Annotated in this window: 25 protein-coding genes and 1 tRNA gene; 13 read left to right on the top strand and 13 right to left on the bottom strand. The window is 69.3% G+C overall.

Annotated features, from left to right (window positions below; genetic code table 11):
* Nucleotides 1–7 precede the first annotated feature (7 nt).
* Nucleotides 8–1,984 (top strand): sensor domain-containing protein, encoded by a 1,977-nt coding sequence (locus tag H6G99_RS12860; protein ID WP_190611855.1) that lies wholly within the window; start codon nucleotides 8–10, stop codon nucleotides 1,982–1,984.
* A gap of 70 nt (nucleotides 1,985–2,054) precedes the next feature.
* Nucleotides 2,055–2,459, top strand: a complete 405-nt coding sequence (locus H6G99_RS12865; RefSeq protein WP_190611857.1) for a VOC family protein — start codon at nucleotides 2,055–2,057, stop codon at nucleotides 2,457–2,459.
* Here H6G99_RS12865 and H6G99_RS12870 read toward each other — a convergent pair.
* The 4 genes from H6G99_RS12870 to H6G99_RS12885 form a co-directional block, all read right to left on the bottom strand.
* Nucleotides 2,456–2,740, bottom strand: coding sequence for a hypothetical protein (locus tag H6G99_RS12870; RefSeq protein ID WP_190611858.1), 285 nt, complete (start codon nucleotides 2,738–2,740; stop codon nucleotides 2,456–2,458). The two genes, H6G99_RS12865 and H6G99_RS12870, sit on opposite strands and share 4 nt — an antisense overlap.
* Before the next feature lie 79 nt (nucleotides 2,741–2,819).
* Nucleotides 2,820–3,485, bottom strand: a complete 666-nt coding sequence (locus H6G99_RS12875; RefSeq protein WP_190611860.1) for a DJ-1/PfpI family protein — start codon at nucleotides 3,483–3,485, stop codon at nucleotides 2,820–2,822.
* Between the two features lie 173 nt (nucleotides 3,486–3,658).
* The gene (locus H6G99_RS12880; protein WP_190611861.1) at nucleotides 3,659–4,378 is read right to left on the bottom strand and encodes a DUF2459 domain-containing protein; all 720 of its coding nucleotides are present in this window, start codon (nucleotides 4,376–4,378) and stop codon (nucleotides 3,659–3,661) included.
* Nucleotides 4,378–4,461 (bottom strand) — tRNA-Leu (locus H6G99_RS12885). The genes H6G99_RS12880 and H6G99_RS12885 overlap by 1 nt, the downstream gene beginning before the upstream one ends.
* A gap of 41 nt (nucleotides 4,462–4,502) precedes the next feature.
* On the opposite strand from H6G99_RS12885, the gene H6G99_RS12890 reads away from it, so the two are divergent.
* The 5 genes from H6G99_RS12890 (at nucleotide 4,503) to H6G99_RS12910 (ending at nucleotide 7,067) form a co-directional block, all read left to right on the top strand.
* On the top strand, nucleotides 4,503–4,754 hold the full coding sequence (locus H6G99_RS12890; protein ID WP_094584786.1) for an NAD(P)H-quinone oxidoreductase subunit L: 252 nt from the start codon (nucleotides 4,503–4,505) through the stop codon (nucleotides 4,752–4,754).
* A gap of 3 nt (nucleotides 4,755–4,757) precedes the next feature.
* On the top strand, nucleotides 4,758–5,093 hold the full coding sequence (locus tag H6G99_RS12895; RefSeq protein ID WP_094584787.1) for a DUF3007 family protein: 336 nt from the start codon (nucleotides 4,758–4,760) through the stop codon (nucleotides 5,091–5,093).
* A 63-nt stretch (nucleotides 5,094–5,156) separates the two neighbouring features.
* Complete coding sequence (trpA, locus tag H6G99_RS12900) at nucleotides 5,157–6,002, top strand: tryptophan synthase subunit alpha (RefSeq protein ID WP_190611863.1); 846 nt, start codon at nucleotides 5,157–5,159, stop codon at nucleotides 6,000–6,002.
* A 111-nt stretch (nucleotides 6,003–6,113) separates the two neighbouring features.
* Nucleotides 6,114–6,752: a DUF938 domain-containing protein gene (locus H6G99_RS12905; RefSeq protein ID WP_190611864.1), complete on the top strand. Its 639-nt coding sequence runs from the start codon at nucleotides 6,114–6,116 to the stop codon at nucleotides 6,750–6,752.
* A gap of 48 nt (nucleotides 6,753–6,800) precedes the next feature.
* Entirely contained in the window at nucleotides 6,801–7,067 is a 267-nt protein-coding gene (locus H6G99_RS12910; RefSeq protein ID WP_094584790.1) for a YciI family protein, read from the top strand.
* 12 nt (nucleotides 7,068–7,079) lie between these two features.
* Here H6G99_RS12910 and H6G99_RS12915 read toward each other — a convergent pair whose 3' ends face one another.
* Complete coding sequence (locus tag H6G99_RS12915) at nucleotides 7,080–7,499, bottom strand: c-type cytochrome (protein WP_353617246.1); 420 nt, start codon at nucleotides 7,497–7,499, stop codon at nucleotides 7,080–7,082.
* A gap of 29 nt (nucleotides 7,500–7,528) precedes the next feature.
* On the bottom strand, nucleotides 7,529–7,891 hold the full coding sequence (locus H6G99_RS12920) for an AbrB family transcriptional regulator (RefSeq protein WP_015110844.1): 363 nt from the start codon (nucleotides 7,889–7,891) through the stop codon (nucleotides 7,529–7,531).
* Between the two features lie 103 nt (nucleotides 7,892–7,994).
* Here H6G99_RS12920 and H6G99_RS12925 point away from each other — a divergent pair, with 103 nt between their 5' ends.
* Complete coding sequence (locus H6G99_RS12925) at nucleotides 7,995–8,471, top strand: GNAT family N-acetyltransferase (RefSeq protein WP_094584792.1); 477 nt, start codon at nucleotides 7,995–7,997, stop codon at nucleotides 8,469–8,471.
* A 19-nt stretch (nucleotides 8,472–8,490) separates the two neighbouring features.
* Nucleotides 8,491–9,057, top strand: coding sequence for a Nif11 domain/cupin domain-containing protein (locus tag H6G99_RS12930; RefSeq protein WP_190611866.1), 567 nt, complete (start codon nucleotides 8,491–8,493; stop codon nucleotides 9,055–9,057).
* Here H6G99_RS12930 and H6G99_RS12935 read toward each other — a convergent pair.
* The 5 genes from H6G99_RS12935 to H6G99_RS12955 all read right to left on the bottom strand — a co-directional run bounded on the left by H6G99_RS12935 (nucleotide 8,948) and on the right by H6G99_RS12955 (nucleotide 11,650).
* A complete protein-coding gene (locus H6G99_RS12935) occupies nucleotides 8,948–9,484 on the bottom strand; it encodes a phosphate-starvation-inducible PsiE family protein (RefSeq protein ID WP_190611867.1) in 537 nt (178 codons plus the stop codon). The genes H6G99_RS12930 and H6G99_RS12935 overlap by 110 nt on opposite strands.
* Nucleotides 9,484–9,753, bottom strand: a complete 270-nt coding sequence (locus H6G99_RS12940) for a hypothetical protein (protein ID WP_190611868.1) — start codon at nucleotides 9,751–9,753, stop codon at nucleotides 9,484–9,486. Before H6G99_RS12940 ends, H6G99_RS12935 begins: the two co-directional genes overlap by 1 nt.
* A 90-nt stretch (nucleotides 9,754–9,843) precedes the next feature.
* The gene (locus H6G99_RS12945) at nucleotides 9,844–10,185 is read right to left on the bottom strand and encodes a hypothetical protein (RefSeq protein WP_190611870.1); all 342 of its coding nucleotides are present in this window, start codon (nucleotides 10,183–10,185) and stop codon (nucleotides 9,844–9,846) included.
* A gap of 9 nt (nucleotides 10,186–10,194) precedes the next feature.
* Nucleotides 10,195–10,632 carry a YkvA family protein gene (locus tag H6G99_RS12950; RefSeq protein ID WP_199297167.1) on the bottom strand — a complete coding sequence of 146 codons (438 nt, stop codon included), beginning with the start codon at nucleotides 10,630–10,632 and terminating at the stop codon, nucleotides 10,195–10,197.
* Nucleotides 10,633–10,729: 97 nt separating this feature from the next.
* Nucleotides 10,730–11,650 (bottom strand): sigma-70 family RNA polymerase sigma factor, encoded by a 921-nt coding sequence (locus H6G99_RS12955; RefSeq protein ID WP_094584797.1) that lies wholly within the window; start codon nucleotides 11,648–11,650, stop codon nucleotides 10,730–10,732.
* Between the two features lie 219 nt (nucleotides 11,651–11,869).
* On the opposite strand from H6G99_RS12955, the gene H6G99_RS12960 reads away from it, so the two are divergent.
* Both H6G99_RS12960 and H6G99_RS12965 read left to right on the top strand, forming a co-directional pair.
* Nucleotides 11,870–12,358, top strand: a complete 489-nt coding sequence (locus tag H6G99_RS12960) for a DUF2214 family protein (RefSeq protein WP_190611871.1) — start codon at nucleotides 11,870–11,872, stop codon at nucleotides 12,356–12,358.
* Complete coding sequence (locus tag H6G99_RS12965) at nucleotides 12,358–13,167, top strand: zinc metalloprotease (protein WP_190611873.1); 810 nt, start codon at nucleotides 12,358–12,360, stop codon at nucleotides 13,165–13,167. The genes H6G99_RS12960 and H6G99_RS12965 overlap by 1 nt, the downstream gene beginning before the upstream one ends.
* On the opposite strand, the gene H6G99_RS12970 is transcribed toward H6G99_RS12965, so the two are convergent.
* On the bottom strand, nucleotides 13,128–13,934 hold the full coding sequence (locus H6G99_RS12970; protein WP_190611874.1) for a metal ABC transporter ATP-binding protein: 807 nt from the start codon (nucleotides 13,932–13,934) through the stop codon (nucleotides 13,128–13,130). The genes H6G99_RS12965 and H6G99_RS12970 overlap by 40 nt on opposite strands.
* 95 nt (nucleotides 13,935–14,029) lie before the next feature.
* Here H6G99_RS12970 and H6G99_RS12975 point away from each other — a divergent pair, with 95 nt between their 5' ends.
* Entirely contained in the window at nucleotides 14,030–14,701 is a 672-nt protein-coding gene (locus H6G99_RS12975; protein ID WP_190611875.1) for an SDR family oxidoreductase, read from the top strand.
* 36 nt (nucleotides 14,702–14,737) lie between these two features.
* Complete coding sequence (locus tag H6G99_RS12980) at nucleotides 14,738–15,706, top strand: N-acetylmuramoyl-L-alanine amidase-like domain-containing protein (protein WP_094584801.1); 969 nt, start codon at nucleotides 14,738–14,740, stop codon at nucleotides 15,704–15,706.
* Here H6G99_RS12980 and H6G99_RS12985 read toward each other — a convergent pair.
* The coding region (locus tag H6G99_RS12985; RefSeq protein ID WP_286191135.1) for a calcium-binding protein at nucleotides 15,690–16,655 on the bottom strand (966 nt) is incomplete at its 5' end. The genes H6G99_RS12980 and H6G99_RS12985 overlap by 17 nt on opposite strands.

Below are 16,655 nucleotides of genomic sequence, written 5' to 3' on the forward strand. Positions count from 1 at the left end.
TGTTGCCTTGATCGGCCTGTTCCTCGTGGATCTGCTCCTGTCGAGGCGCCTGGGAATCACGCTGTTCCCCTATTACTGGATCCCCGTGGTCCTGGCCGCCTCCTTCGCCACGCCCCGCCAGGTGGGCTGGTTCACGAGCCTGGCGATCGTCCTGACCGTCATCTGGTCGCTCCACGCCCCCCAGGCCACCACCTTGAAGCTGCTGCTGCGGCTGGCCGGCCTGATCGGCATGGCCTGGGTCGCGATGCACCTGGCCCGGGAACTGCAGGCGAAGGAGCGCAGCAACCGGGAGCTGAAGGATCACTACCAGCTGCTGGCCGAAAACGCCCCTGATGTCGTTCTCAGCAGCGACCGGCAGGGGCGGATCTCCTGGGTCTCCCCCTCGGTGGGTCAGCTGCTGGGTCACGACGCCCGCGACCTCAGGGATCGGACCATCGCCGAGTTTGTGCTGGAGCCGGACCGCGGCCGCCTGGAGCAGGCCATCGGCCGGGTCCTCCAGGGGGAGAACAGCGGCTGCGATCTGCGCTTCCGTGCCGCCGACGGCGACGGCCGCTGGATCTCCATGGCCCTGCGGCCGGTGCCCGGTCCCGATGGCGAGGTGACGGGCCTGGTGGGCAGCTGGCGTGACATCCAGGGCGAAGTGGACGCCCGCCTGGCGGAGGAGCGCACCAAGGCCGCCCTGGCCGCCTCCGAGGAACGGCTGCGGCTCACCATGGAGAACACCTCCACCGGCATCGCCCTGCTTGACGGTGAGGGCCATGTGCTTTCCATCAACCCCGCCGGTGGCGGGCTGCTCGATCGCGACCCGACCGACCTGGAGGGGCTCACCTGGCCCTCCCTCTCACCGCCGGAGGACCGGGCCAGCGAAGCCCCCCTGATGGCGGAGCTGCTGGACGGCCGGCGCCGTTGCTACCGGCTGCGCAAGCGGATCCTCCAGGGGGAGCGCGCCCCCCTCTGGGTGGACTGCAGCGTGTCCTGCTCCCGCCGTCCCGACGGCAGCCTGGCCTTCGTGATCGCCCAGTTCAATGACGTGACCGAGATGGTGCAGGCGGAAGCGGCCCTGGCCACCTCGGAGCAGCGCTACCGGCTGCTGGCCGAGAACTCCAGCGACGTGGTGCTGCTGATCAAGGAGGGCCGGGTCAGCTGGATCTCCCCCTCGCTCACCTGCATGCTGGGCTGGCAGCCGGAGGAGTGGATCGGCCATCCGCTCAGCCGCTTCATCCCCCCCGACGACCATCCGGTCCTGGAGCAGGACCTCCAGACCCTGGCAGAGGGTCGCACGGTGGTGCGACGGCTGCAGGCCCTCGCCCACGACCGCAGCCACCGCTGGGTGGAACTGCATGCCAGCCCCCACCGGGATGCCCTGGGCCGGCTCGACGGCATCGTCGGCTCGTTCCGCACGGTGGACCAGGAGGTGGCCGCCGAACGGGAACTGGCCCGCCGGGCCTGCACCGATGAACTGACCGGCCTGGTGAACCGCCATGAGGCCCTCGAGCGCATCACCGCCATCGCCGGCCGGGTGCTGCGCAAGGGGGACGCCACCGCCGTGCTGTTCTGCGATCTCGACAACTTCAAGGAGATCAATGACACCTTCGGCCACGTGCCCGGCGACGAACTGCTCCGGACGGTGGCCTCCCGGATCCGCACGAGCCTGCGCAGCGGCGACATGGCCGCCCGCATCGGCGGCGACGAGATGGTGGTGGTGCTGCAGGGGGTACGGGGGATGGGTGATGCGGTCACGATTGCCGAGAAGCTGCGCCGGGCCGTGGCCGAGCCGATCGTCACCAGTGCCGGCAGCCTGTCGATCACCCTCAGCATCGGGGTGACCCTGGTCCGGCCGGGCGAAAACCCCGACGAGATCATCTCCAGGGCCGACCACGCCATGTACCGGGCCAAACAGACCGGCCGCAACCAGGTGGTGCCCTTCAACGAGCAGACCGACATTGCCGATGGCCGCAGCATCAGCTGGCAGCCCGTGCTCTGAGCGGGACCGGCGCGGCATGGCCTTGCAACGGCCGGCGACACTGGGAGGCGAGCGAACGGAGGCGACGGCCATGGAGATCGCAGGGATCGACCATGTGGTGCTGCGCTGCAGGGATCTGGAGCGGATGGAGCGCTTCTACACCGAGGTGCTGGGCTGCGCTGTGGCGCGACGCAATGAAGCCCTGGGAATGATCCACCTGAGGGCTGGCAACGCCCTCATCGATCTGGCGGCGGTCAGCGGCGAGCTGGGTCGCCGGGGAGGGGCGGCACCGGGGCGGGACGGCCACAACCTGGATCACTTCTGCCTGCGGATCGAACCCTTCGACGAGGGCGCCCTGCGGGCCCATCTGCGCCGCCAGGGCATCGATGCCGGCCCCCTGCATCACACCTACGGGGCCAAAGGTGTGGGGCCGGCCCTCTACCTGGAGGATCCGGAAGGGAACAGCATCGAGTTGAAGGGCCCCGGATCGGGTTAACCGCGCCAGGTGGGCACACCACCGTGGGCCAGGGTGCCGCGTTGGCGCCAGAGCGCCGCCGCGCTGACGTCGATGCCGTGACACTGCGCCAGATCAGCGGCTTTCTGCGGCGAATCGGCTGCACTCAGGGCGGCGGCAAACTTCGGATCACGACGCGCCAGTTCCTTCACCAGATGGAGGGCTTCGGTGGCGTTGGCATGGGGCTGAACAGCGGCCTCGGTGCAAGGCCTTTCACAGGTGGATTCGTAGGTGGATTTGCTGGTGAATTCGCAGGTGGACATGGGATTTCCTCTTCTCTTTCCCTGACCCTAATGGATCGGAATCGTCAGCGAGATAAGTGGAAACACCCATCCCATCGCTTCATGATGCCGAACAAGATGATCTGAAATAGGACGATCCCTTCCCACGGCTGGCGGCATCGCCATAAGTTCTCGTAGCAGGGAAGTATTCCGACTCCAATTGCACTGTTGCCGCCACATCTTCCCCGGCAGTTTCCGCAATGAAATGCAGCATGAGATCGATGCCGGAGGAGATGCCCGCCGCCGTCCAGATCGCCCCGTCTCGGATGAAGCGTTCCTCCACCACCTCCACGTCGCCGAGGGCCCGCAGGCGATCGAGGGAGGCCCAGTGGGTGGTGGCCCGCCGGCCGCTGAGCAGGCCGGCGGCGTGCAGCAGGAAGGAGCCGGTGCAGACCGAAAGCACCGCCCGGCAGCCGGCCGCCTGGCGCCGGATGAAGGCGATCAGCTCGGGGTTGGCCACCTCGGTGCGGGTGCCCTGGCCCCCCGGCACCAGCAGCACATCCAGCGGTGGGGCCGTGGCGAAGCTGGCGTGGGGCAGCAGCCGCATCCCCTTGGCACAGGTGATCGGGGCCTCCTCCTGGCCGATCAGCAGGCACTGGCTGGGGCCACCGGGCTGGCGCGCCCAGATCGTGGCCATCTCCCAGGGGCCGACGGCATCGAGTTCCTCCACCCCGGGGAACAGCACGATGCCGAAACGGCCGGCACCGGAAGACAGGGCTGATTCCATCGTCAACCCCGCCCGCGGGCCCACGTCAGAGGCCGCCCAGGCCCCTCATCAAGACGCAAGGCTGAACAGCAGCTGCAGCAGGGCGAAACCCGCCAGGCAGGTGGCGGCCAGCAGGGGTGCGACATGTACCAACTTCGGGATCCCACGATGTCTCCGGTCTAGGCCGGGTGCGCTCACGGGGAAAGCCCGGCGATCCGGTGCGTGTGGAGAGCCACAGACACAGTCGGAGATGAACTTTTGTCCCGGGTGGCGACGGGCTGAAAGCCCCGCAGACGTCCTGGCACCTGGGCCGCGACCACCACCCCGGTCGGCTCGCTGGCCAGTCCCGCCTCCCGCAGCCGCTGCACGGTCCACCAGTTGCAGTTGCGGCTCCAGAGATAGGCGGCATGGGCGGGGAAGAACCGGCCCCGCTGGCCGGGACGGGGCGGCAGGGGAGGCAGGCGCTCGCCGTCGCGGTCGCGCCTGGCGGAGCGCTCCAGGGCGCTCAGCAGGGCCCCCAGGGTGGGGGCGTCCACCTGCCGCTCCCGCACGGCGACCGTGCCCGCCAGACGCGGTGGATCGGGGTGGCCCGCCAGGAAGAGCACCGAGTCGGTGGGCAGGAACAGGGCGGCGACCACGGCCTGGGGACTGCGCTCTCCCCCGTGGAAGTAGCGCCGATCGCCCCAGGCCACCTCCAGGAACGGGGCCGCTTCCGCCCCGGGGGGCCCGAGCCGCCAGCCGGGTGGCTGCTGCACCACGATCGCGGTGTGGTGGCCCCAGTCCGCCACCAGCACCGTGTAGCGCCCCGCCGGGGGCTGGGGCAGCCGCACCAGGGGGGCGCGGGACTCAGGCACCACGACGGCGTGGAGGAGCTGCCGTCCCACCAGCTCCAGCAGGAGAGGAATGAACGGCATGGGGGCAGGGGGACTTGAACCCCCACAGCCTTGCGGCCTGCGGATTTTAAGTCCGCTGCGTCTACCAATTTCGCCATGCCCCCGCGGGGAGATCCTAGATTCGCCCCACTTCGCGACATCCCCGGTGGCCCTGAGCGGACCCCTGAGCAGCCTGCCGCTCGACACCCTGCTGGTGATCGGCGCCTACCTGGCCCTGGCCGGCGCCTACCTGCTGGTGGTGCCCCTGGCGCTCTACTGGTGGATGCACAAGCGCTGGTATGTGATGGGCAAGATCGAGCGCACCGCCATCTACGGGATGGTGTTCCTGTTCTTCCCGGGGCTGATCCTGTTCGCCCCCTTCCTCAACCTGCGCATGGCGGGCCAGGGCGAGGCCTGATCCGTGACCCGCGCACAGGCGATCCTGCTGGGCCTGGTGGTCTTCGCCATCGGGGGTGGTGGCTACTGGGTGTTCCGCTCCAGCGGCCTGGAGGGCTTCTCCCCCGGCATCGCCGCCTCGGCGCTGTTGATGCTGGTGGTGCTCGGCTGGACCGCCAGCTACCTGCTGCGGGTGGTGGGCGGCAAGATGACCTACATGGAGCAGCGGCGCCGCTACCGGGCCGCCTACGACGCCGTCACCGACGAGGAGCTGCAGCGCAAGTTCGAGGCCCTCAGCCCCGAGGAGCAGGCGAAGCTGCTGGCCGAGGTGGGGCAGCTGCAGGCCGATGCCGAGATGTGAGCCCCTCGGGGTGCCCACGGACGACCCCATAGGCTCAGGAGCACCGTCCCGCCCTCCGGCCCGATGAGCGTCGCCGCCACCGCCGGCCCCAGCACCGCCCCCACCCTGATCCAGGAACGTTTCTCCGCCCTGCGGGCCTCTGGGCGTTGCGCCCTGATGCCGTTCCTGATGGCGGGCGATCCCGATCTCTCGGTCACCGCCGCCAGCCTGCTGGCCCTGCAGGCCGCCGGTGCCGACCTGATCGAGCTGGGCATCCCCTACAGCGATCCACTGGCCGACGGCCCGGTGATCCAGGCCGCCGCCAGCCGGGCCCTGGCGTCAGGCACCACGCCCGGCCGGGTGCTGGAGATGCTGGCCTCCCTGCGGGGCCGGCTCAGCGTTCCGGTGGTGCTGTTCACCTACAGCAACCCCCTGCTCAACCGCGGCATGGACAGCTTCTGCCGCGAGGCGGCCGCCGCCGGTGCCGCCGGCCTGGTGGTGCCCGATCTGCCGCTGGAGGAGGGCCAGAAGCTCTCCGCCATCGCCGCCGGCCATGGCCTGGATCTGGTGCTGCTGGTGGCGCCCAACACCCCGGCCGAGCGCATGGCCCGCATCCATGCCGCCAGCCGCGGCTTCACCTACCTGGTGAGCGTCACCGGGGTGACGGGGGTGCGCACCAGCCTGGAGGACCGGGTGGGTCCGCTGGTGGGGCGGCTGCGGGAACTGGGCCCCACACCGGTGGCCGTGGGCTTCGGCATCGCCACCGGCGAGCAGGCCCTCCAGGTGCGCCGCTGGGGCGCCGACGGCGCCATCGTGGGCAGCGCCCTGGTCCGGCGCATGGCCGCGGCCCACCAGAGCGGCGCCGATGTGGCCGCCGATGCCGGCGCCTTCGCCGCCGAGCTGCGCACAGCCCTCGACCAGCCGCTCTGAGCCAGCCTCAGAGGGCAGGGGCGCAAGCGCCCAGGGCGAGCGCCAGCAGCAGGACGGCGAGCAGGGAAGGAACAGGCATGGCCATGGGTCAGCTGCCCCCATGATGGGCCGATGGACGTCGATGCCCTGCCGTTCTCACCCGCCTGCCTGCGCAACCAGGAGCCGATCCTGACGCTGCTGCGCCGCTGGCTGGCCCCCGGCGGCCGGGTGCTGGAGGTGGGCTCGGGCAGTGGCCAGCACGCCATCCACATGGCCCGCCATCTGCCGGGGGTCCGCTGGCAGCCGAGCGAGCGCCGGGAGGCCCTGGGGGGCCTGGCCGCACGCATCAGCCTGGAGGGCATGAACGGACTGGCCCCGGGGGCGCAGGTGGCGGCTCCGCTGGTGTTGGATGTGACCCAGCCCCGCTGGCCCGCGGGCCCCTTCGAGGCCGTGTTCACGGCCAACACGCTGCACATCATGCCGGCGACGGCGGTGCCCCACCTGCTGGCGGGCGGCGCCAGGGTGCTGGCCTCTGACGGACTGCTGCTGATCTACGGGCCCTTCCGCTACGGCGAACGCCACACCGCCGCCAGCAACGAAGCCTTTGACGCCCACCTGCGCCAGCTGGATCCGGCCATGGGAGTGCGCGACGCCGAGGCGATCCAGCGCGAGGCCGCCGACCAGGGACTGCATCTGCAGGCCGATGAACCGATGCCGGCCAACAACCGGCTGCTGGTGTTTCAGAAGAAGGCCGAGGGGCGCATGGGATGAAAGGCTGAGGGGCGTTCACCCCGACCCGGCGGCCGCCGCCGTTCGCCCATGAAATTCGTCCTCTGGGGCACCTACTGCGCCGACGTTCTCGAGCGCCGCGTCCCCTTCCGGGAGGAGCACCTGGCCGGACTGAAACACCAGAAGGAGGAGGGCGTGCTGGTCACCCTGGGCCCCACGGCCGACACCCGCTTCGTGTTCGGCCTCTACGAGGCTGACAATCAGGAGACGGTGGAAGGCCTCGTCAAGGGGGACATCTACTGGCGGCAGGGCATCTGGACCGCCGTGGAGATCCACCCCTGGATCCAGGCCTTCTGAGCCGACGACGGCTCAGGCGCGGGGCCAGCCGTCGAGGGCCTGCTGCCACACCCAGGCCGCCACCGCCTCCGGCCCGCCCTCGCCCAGGGACTGGGCATAGCCGCCCATCTGCCCCACACCGCCGGCGGCGATGGCGGCAATGGCCTCCGGAGAGGTGATGCCGTTGCGCTCCAGGGCCGCCATTTTCAGCGTCTTGCCGCGGCGGATGATGTTGCCCCCCTGGAGGTGGCAGCCGGCGCAGTGGGCCCCGAACAGGGAGCTGCCGGCGTCGAGAACGCTCAGCCTGAGAACACTGCCGTCGGTGACATCAGCCTCAAGGGCGTTCTCAAGGGCGACGGGCTCGGGCGGCGCGGCTGCCAGGGCCAGGGCGGCGCCGGGGAAGCCGAGGGCTGCCGGCGGCACGATCAGGCCCAGCAGCAGCAACAGAGCCACCAGGAATGACACCAGGCGACGCCAGGAAATCAATCCTCGTCGTCGGCGCTGCCGGCGGGGATCAGGCGGATCTGCTTGCGGCCCAGCTTGATCTCGAACTCATCGCCGGGCTTGAGATCCAGCATGGCGGTGTAGGCCTTGCCGATCAGCAGATTGCCGTTGCCCTGCACCGTGGCCACATAGCTGAGCTTGCGCCCGCCCTTACCCACCTTGCCGGCCGCACCGAACTCGACCCCTTTGGCCTCGAGCAGGGCCTCGTAGAAGGCGGTGAAGTTCAGGCGCTCGGCGCCATCCTTCTTGGTGGAAACATAGCCACAGGCCCGCACGATCTCGGACTTGCCGACATCGCCGAGCTCCTTGACCTTGGCCAGTAATTCCGATCCAGTCAGCATGGTATGTAAGTGGAGGCAGGTGAGAGGTTAGAGGTAAAACATACACCAGCGCGATCAGCCTTCCGCCGATAGCCGCCACAATCAATGCACAACCACCGCCTCGATGCTGCCGATCCGTCCTCTCCGGCCCGATGATTGCCAGCAGCTGATCGCCGTGTATCACGAAGCGGTCATCAGCCAGGCCGGGAACCTCTACAGCCCGTCGCAGATCGAGGCCTGGTCGCAACAGGCCGGTCGCAATGATGACTTCCGGTCGTCATTGCTACGCGGCCATGGGTTGGTGAGCACCGCCCACCACGACGACACGATCATCGAGGCGTTTGCCCTTCTCGATCCCGCCGACCGGCTCTCCCTGCTCTACTGCCGGGGCCGCTCCAGTCGCCAGGGCCGGGCCAGCGCCCTGTTGGAGGCCCTGGAACAGCACGCCCGCTCCCGGGGGGTGGCTCGCCTGCGCACCGAGGCCAGCCAGCTGTCGCGGCCGCTGCTGGAGCGGCGTGGCTGGGTGGTGGACGACGAGGAGACGGTGACGCTCGGCGGCGTCGCCTTCCTGCGCTGGCGGATGGGCAAGGATCTGCTCTGACGCCAGCCCGCCTGCCCCCATGGCCGAAGCCCAGCTGCAGCAGTTCCTGGAGAAGGTGCGCCAGCTCAATGCCTTCGTGGCCCTGAGCGAGGCCGACCCCGGCCTGCGCCAGGCCCTGCGCGACTGCGGTGACCACCATCAGGTGGTGGCCCTGGCCCGCTCCCGGGGCTTCGAGATTGGCCGCCGCTGGGGGGAGACGGCTCCGGGGGAGGGGGCCGCGGCCGACGCGGGGGATGGCGGGGCCTCCCTGGTGCGGAGCCCCTGCCCCGCCGACGGCGAGGAGATCACCACCGTGCTGCTGGAGACCCCGCAGCTGCGGCTGGAGCGGATCCACTCCTGCCGGGCCAGCAGCCCCGAGGGCTTCTGGTACGACCAGGCGGAGCATGAATGGGTGCTGCTGCTGCAGGGGAGTGCCACATTGCAGTTCGCCGATGAGGCCGAACCCCGCGCCCTCGCCTGCGGTGAGGCCCTGCTGATCAGTGCGGGCCGTCGCCACCGGCTGCTGGCGAGTGACCCGCCGCCTGGAACGATCTGGCTTGCCCTCTTCTGGCCTCAGCCTCCTGCTCCTTGGCCTCCCGCTCGTTGACCTGGCGCACCATCCAGAAGGCCGCCGCCAGACACAGCACAGCCACCCCCAGACCCACCACCAGCAAGGGTTTGTTCTCGGCATAGGGGGGCAGCACGATCACCTTCCGGGCCACGGCGGTGATCGCCGTGAGCAGCACCAGCTCGATCTGCACCACGTGGCGGCGCAGATAGGAGGTGATGTTCTGCAGCACCTCGATGGCGATCAGCAGGTTGAGCAGATCTCCCAGCACGGCAATGAGGCCCTCTCCCTCCCAGCGCACGGCGGGGTTGACCAGCTGGAAGGCCAGCTGGACGGAGAACTTGAGGGCGGCCACCACCAGCACCAGGAACAGCATGACGGCCAGGAGCTTGGCCACCAGGCGCTCGCCCTGGTCGATCAGGTGCAGAAAAGGCTTGTCCTGGAAAATCCGCTGCAGACGTGGCATCAGTTCTTGAAGGGCTGGAAGTTCGGCTGGGCCGGGGTGTCGCTGGGGGGGTTCTCGATCACCGTGTCACAGGTGACGGAGCCATCCGCTCCGGTGACGCAGTTGGTGGGCTTGATCTGGGTTTCCGGGCCCACATTGCCACCCCGCTTGAGCATGAAGGACTCCACCTGGGCCTGGGCCGCAGCGGTGAAGCTCAGGCCGGCCACGAGGGCTGTGGCGGTCCGCAGGGACCAGGGGAGGGCGCGGTGCAGGACGGCGGAGGCGTTCATGGCGGTGGGCGTCGGCAGGGGCCGCGGAATCGTTCAGACCCCACTCTGGGGGCTGGTCGCCTGGCCCGCCAGGGCGGATCGGCCGGCCGTTCAGGTCCCGCCGTCCGCCCGGATTTCCTGCAGCAGCAGGTCCAGCTGTCCCATCGAATCCTCGAGCAGGCCATCGTCTGCAGCCGGATCCGCTTCGCCGCCGGGTTCCTCGCAGAGCCAGCCGGCCTCGATGGCGCAGAGCCGTTCCGCCAGCCCGGTGGCACCCTGGCGGCTCCAGATCAGGTGGAGCTCGGCGATCAGCACGGGCATGCGGATCGAACCGGCCCGCAGGGCCCGGCGCAGGTCGGACTGGGTGCGGCCGCTGAGGCGCAACCAGTCCTTGAGCAGGCTCTGGAGCTCGTCGAGCTGCTCCGGGCTGAGGGTGGGGGCGGAGGCGGGCATCGCCGGACCCTACCCCTGCCGGCGGGAGAGGGGAAACCAGCGGTCGAGCCGGCTCTGGGCCCGGGTGCGGATCGCCGGGGTGCGATGGGTGCTGCAGAGCCCCAGCAGGGCGGTGAGGGCCACCATGTCGTCGCTGAAGCCGGCCGCCGGGATGAAGTCGGGGATCACATCGAGGGGCAGCAGCAGGTAGGTGAGGGCCGCCAGGACCGTCAGCCGCACCTGGGGCGGCGTGCCGCCATCGAGCAGCAGCTCCAGGCATTCGAAGGCGGGGCGGGCGATGGTGCGGCCGGCCCGGCGCAGCAGCCGCACCAGCAGGGCCTCATCGACGACCGAACTTTCGAGCACCTCGGCGTCGACGGGATCCTGGCCGGCGCCGGTCTGGGAAGAGGTGGCCTGGTCAGAGGCGACCTGGTCAGCAAAGGCAGTGGCCGAAGGGGCACCAGCCATGGCGATCTGCTCGGAGAGAGGAACACGCCACAGGAAGGGCGTCAGGCCATTCTGTGGGCGCTGGCGGCGGAAGGACGAGGGACGGATCCCCCTCCCTTCACTCCTCCACCAGGCCGCTCTCGATGCCGGTCTTGCGGAGCTTGCGCAGGGCCCGCTGCACCACCTGGCGGCAGTACTCGCGGCTGCACTCCAGCTGCCGCGCCACCTCGGCCAGGGTGCGCCACTCGTGGCTGCCGTCGAGCCCGAAGCGCAGCATCACCACCGTGCGTTCCTTGGGGGTGAGGTTGGACTTCTCCAGGAGCGTCCAGACCGATTCGGTGCGCTCGGCCTGCTCAGCCCGCTCCATCGGCGCCGGCTCGTTGCTGGGCAGCACGTCGACCAGCTCGGAGGGATCGGCCTTGGAGCGCACGGCCCCCTGCAGGCTCACGGTGACGCTGCGCAGCTCACAGCCCAGCAGATCCTCCACCTCGGCCACGGGCAGCCCCATGGCGGTGGCCAGCTCGGCGGCGTTGGGGGAGGAGCCGTGGGACTGGAGGTGGCGCGCCTTGGCGGCCCGCAGGCGGGTGAGCTTCTCGTTGACGTTGACCGGAATCCGGATCGTGCGGCTCTGGGTGGAGAGGGCCCGGTTCAGACCCTGACGAATCCACCAGTAGGCATAAGTGCTGAATCGGTGACCGCGGGTGGGGTCGAACTTCTCGACCGCGCGTGTCAGACCGATGGTTCCTTCCTGGATCAGGTCAAGCAGATCCAGACCCTTGCCTTGATAACGCTTGGCGAGGTTGACGACGAGCCGCAGATTGGCTGTCACCATTTGCTGTTTTGCGCGCTCCCCGGTGCGCAGCGTGCGCCTCTCGAGATCATTGAAATCGCAGGCAGGGCCGCTGCCGCCGGCCTGGGAGCAACGCTCGTTGAGGCTCACCATCGCCTGCACTTTCCGCCCGAGCGTGAGCTCCTGCTCAGGGGTGAGCAGCTGATGGCGGCCAATCTCGCCGAGAAAGGCACTGAGGGAACTCGCCATAGAGCATCTGAATCGCTGTGTCGAACCTAGGGTTGTTTCCGGATGTTCCTGAAACGAACAGAAAGCCTTCAGTGTTCCGTTGCGGCTTCCACATACGGACCCTGAAATCGCCAGTTGTTTCCATAATTTGTGCTGATTTGCTCCTTCCAGTGCCGTCCCGGGTTCCCGGCGCCCGGGAGCCAGCCGCTACCGTCCGGGTCGATCACCTGACACCAGCCGATGGCCGGGCTTCTCTCCATCCCCTCCGAGGTGCTCTCCAGCGCCGGAGTGGCCTACGTCCACTACCTGAGCTTCATGGTCTGCTTCGGGGCCCTGGTGCTGGAGCGGCGCCTGATCCGGCCCGACCCTGACCGCAAGGACGCGATCCTGATGGTGATCACGGACGTGACCTACGGCCTGGCCGCCCTGGGGGTGCTGCTCAGCGGCATCCTGCGGGTGCTCTATTTCGGCCAGGGCTCCAGCTTCTACACCGAGAACCCCCTGTTCTGGTGGAAGGTGGGCACCTACCTGGCGGTGGGCGCCCTCTCCCTCTACCCCACCATCACCTACATCCTCTGGGCCATCCCCCTGCGCAAAGGGGAGCTGCCCAAAGTCAGCGAGGCCCTGGCCAAGCGCCTGCGCTGGGTGCTCAACATCGAGCTGGCGGGCTTCGCCGCCATTCCCCTGATGGCCGCCCTGATGGCCCGCGGCGTCGGACTGGCGGGCTGATGGTCCGGCGCTGGCCCCTCGGGCTGGTGCTGGGCGGTGCACTGCCGGGCCTGCTGCTGCCGGCGCTGGCAGGGCCCCCTTCGGCGGCCGGCTCCAGCTGTGCCCCCAGCCGAGCCAGCCGGCCGGTGGGGGACACCCCGGTGGCTGCCGCGATGCCACCCCCCACGCCTGGCCAATCCCCTCCAGCCCCGCCCAGCGCAACGGACTACCGGCAGTGGCTGCGGCCAACCCCCTTCGGCTGGGCCCGGCTTGATCACTGGTGCGTCTGGGTGGAGCCGGCGGCCAGCGAAGGGCCATCCCAGATGTGGGACGAGCGCTGGCTCGGCGCGGTGGAGCGGGCCCTGGGGAGCTGGGGTCAGGAGCTGGCGATCACCCGGGTGGCGGATCCGGCGGCGGCCCAGGTGCGGATCCTGCGGCGCCGGCCGCCCCTGCGCCGGGAGGCCTCCGGCCGCTCACGGGCCAGCCATGGGCGGGCCGAGCTGGCGGTGCTGGCGGTGGATCGGGGCACGGGCTGGATCCTGGAGCCCCAGGTGCGGGTGCTGATCAGCCCGGCTCAGCGGCCCGAGGCCACCGAAGCCACCGCCCTGCATGAGCTGGGCCATGCCTTCGGCCTGTGGGGCCACAGCGATGACCCGGCCGACGCGATGGCGGCCGTGCCTGGGCCCTGGCCGGTGCTGGCGCTGAGCCCAAGGGATCGGGCCACCCTGCGCTGGCTCTATCAGCAGCCCACCGACTTCGGCCGGCCCCTGCCGGCGGCAGCGGTGCCCGCTCAGCCCGGCGGGGCGTCTTCGGGGGGCGCTGGCCGCTGAGCAGGGTGCCGGTGGTGGTAAGGCACGAAACCGAGGCCGTAGATCTGCTCGAGCCGGGACGGGCTTAGGGCGTGGTCGGGGGTGCCGTGGCAGCGGAGGCTGCGGTTGAGGCAGAGCACGCCGTCGCAGGTGCGGCGCACCATCTCCAGATCGTGGGAGACCTGGAGGATCGTCCAGCCCTCGCTGCGGCGCAACTGGTAGAGGAGGGTGTGGAACTGCTCGGCGGCGCGGGCATCGAGGCCGGCCTGGGCCTCGTCGAGCACCAGCAGGCGGCGGGGGCGCACCACGCAGGAGGCCAGCAGCACCCGCTTGAGCTGGCCGCCGGAGAGCTCCGAGAGCAGCCGGTCGGCCAGGTCGGCGCAGAGGGTCTTGCGCAGGGCCTCGCGGACGGCGCTGCGGCGGGCCTCGCGGCCCAGCCAGGGCAGGGCCAGTCCCGGCGGATCCCAGCCCAGGCCGACGAACTCGGCCACGGTGAGCGGGAAGCGGCCGCGGGGGATCAGGGTCTGGGGCAGGTAGGCGAGCCGGGCCCGCAGCTCGCGGGGCAGCTGGCCGTGGCTGCCGAGGCTGCAGCCCAGGAAGCGCACCTGGCCGGCCTGGCGGGGCAGGATGCCGAGGATGGCCTGCACCAGGGTGCTCTTGCCGGCGCCGTTGGGGCCGACCAGGGCCGTGTCGGATTCGGCCAGCAGCTGGAAGCTGACGTCATCGACCGCCGTGACACCCTCGCGCCGCACGCTGAGGTGGCTGACTTCGAGAACCATTTCGGCCATTTCTCCACCCTACCCAGACGGCCCCGTGCTGGCTGTCGCCATCCAAACCTGTGGGCCACGAGAATGGAGGTCAATGCTCTGGACCCAGACCGCCCATGACCTGCCTCGCCGTGACCGGAGCTTCAGGCAAGACGGGCTGGCGGGTGGTGGAAGAGGCCCTGGGCCGGGGCTGGCGGGTGAAGGCGATCCTGAGGCCCGCATCGGAGGTGCCGCCTGGGCTCGCCGGCGCGGAAGTTGTGCGGCTGGAGCTGGGTGATGCGGAGGCCCTGGCGGCGGCGCTGGAGGGCTGCGACGCCCTGGTGATCGCCACCGGGGCGCGGCCGTCGGTGGATCTGGCCGGGCCGCTGAAGGTGGATGCCCTGGCGATGCGGCCCCAGATCGATGCCTGCAAGGCGGCCGGTGTGAAGCGGGTGGTGCTGGTGAGCTCCCTGTGCAGCGGCCGCTGGCTGCATCCGCTCAACCTGTTCGGGCTGATCCTGGTGTGGAAGGGGGTGGGGGAGCGCTGGCTGGCCGCCAGCGGCCTGGATTGGACGGTGGTGCGCCCCGGAGGGCTGAAGGAAACAGAGGAGGGGATCGAGGCCGAGGGGATCCGTTTCAGCGGGCCCGACCAACAGGAGAGCGACAGCATTCCGCGGCGGCTGGTGGCGCGGGTGTGCCTGGATGCGGTGGAGAACCCGGCCGCGATCGGCCGCATCATCGAGATCACCAGCAGCCCGCAGCAGCCGGCGGTGGGGCTGGGGGAGTGGCTGGCGAGCAGCGCCGCCTGAGGGCGGCTGTAGGGTCGCCGCGGCGGTGGCGGCTGGATGCGCAAACCCACTCTCCTGCTGGTGTTGGCGGTGCTGATGACGGCCGGAGCCAGCTTTGCGGCGGCCAACCTGCTGCTGCGCCACGCCACCCCCGCCAGCCCGCGCGTGGCGGCGGCGTTGCCGCCCCTGCCGGGGGGCGTGGCCCTGGGGGATCCGACACCGAAATTCGTGGGGGAAACGCGGGTGCTGGCGATGGAGGCGATCGACGCCACCGCCTGGGCGCCGATGAACCAGGCGCTGGTGCAACTGGCGCGCCGGTTCCTGGACTACCCCTTCAAGGGGTTCTCCCTCGATGGCGGCCCGAAGGAGCAGCTGGTGCTGGATCTCAGCAACTTCGACTGCTTCCTGTTCGTGGAGCAGCTGCTGGCGCTGAGCAACAGCCGCAAGGTGGACACCCAGGACGAAGGGGTGGAGCGCTTCACCCAGCACGTGCGGCGGCTGCGCTACGTGAATGGCGAGGTGGACTACTGCCGGCGGCAGCACTACTTCAGCCGCTGGGCCGAGGCGGCCGAGCGCAACGGCTACGTGGTGAACCTCACCCCGTTCCTGCCGGGGGCCAGCAGCCGCAACGTGGCGCTCAACTTCATGAGCAACCACATCAAGAGCTACAAGCCGATGCAGCTGGCCCGCAACAAACAGTGCATCACGGAGCTGGAGAAGGATCTGGTGCTGAACCAGGCCTACATCCCCCTGGCGGCGCTACCGGGGGTGCTGCCGTCGCTGCGCAGCGGCGACATCTTCGGGCTGGTGACGAAGGTGCCGGGGCTGGATGTGACCCACGTGGGCTTCCTGGAGAAGCGCGACGGGGTGGTGGATGCCATCCACGCGGCGGAGGGGGCGGGGGTGATCCGCAGTGAGAATCTCGCGGCTTATGCGGGGCGGGTGCCGGATGTGATCGGGGTGGCGGTGTGGCGGCCGAGGCCGAATGATGGGGATGCGGCGAAGAGCGCTAAACCGGGGGGATAAGTGCAAGGACGTCCGCTTCACCGAAGGTGACACCGTTGGAGAACCGAAAAGTCTCTACTCCATAATCCTTGGAGACGAAGTAATTCGAAACCACCAACAGATCCCTAGTAGAAAACCTCATTTCAAGGTTGCCCCCCTGCCGTCGAGTCGACACGAGATCAGTGGATCGCAGATTGGAGAAGGTCACCGCATCCTTGCTCGTCACATTGGGTTCATAGTCCGTGATGGTCTTGATGGCACCACTTCTGACAATGGCATAGGTGTCATCTCCCTCGCCACCGACAAGGGTGTCATTCCCCGTACCGGAGATAAGGCGGTCCCGCCCTCTCCCACCATGGAGCGCATCATGACCAGCGCCACCATCAAGGATGTCATCGCCGTCTCCCCCATGCAGAGTGTCATTGCCATTCCCTCCTGTCAGAGCATCGTTCAGGACACCCCCGTAAAGAAGATCATGGCCGTCCAACCCATTGATGCGGTTGGCCATGTCATTGAAGCCACCAAGCGTGTCATTCCCTACCGTGGCACCACTGACCACGACGCGGTCGCGAAGATGGCCATCCCCCCAGACAACACCGTTGGTGAATTGGAAGGCCTCAATACGATGGACTTCTGAGACAAAGTAGTTCTCCACCTTCAACTGGCCACCTCTAGAGTCACGGAGAATCAGGTGGCTCCCGTGACGCTCGGTCGATGTGATGTCCTGGGAACGCAGGTTCTGATACTGGACCACATCACGGTTGCCGCTCGCGTAATCCACGTCACTGATCTCCTTTCGCTCTCCTCCCTGGCTGATCACATACACGTCATCGCCGATCCCACCGTTCAGGCTGTCGTTGCCGCTCCCCGACACCAGCCAGTCACGACCCGCGCCGCCATGCAACAGGTCATTACCGCTGCCGCCATCGAGCTGGTCATCGCCATCGCTGCCGCTCAGGTAGTCATGGCC

The sequence above is a fragment of the Synechococcus sp. FACHB-909 genome, assembly GCF_014698945.1.
Taxonomy (GTDB): Bacteria; Cyanobacteriota; Cyanobacteriia; order PCC-6307; family Cyanobiaceae; genus Cyanobium.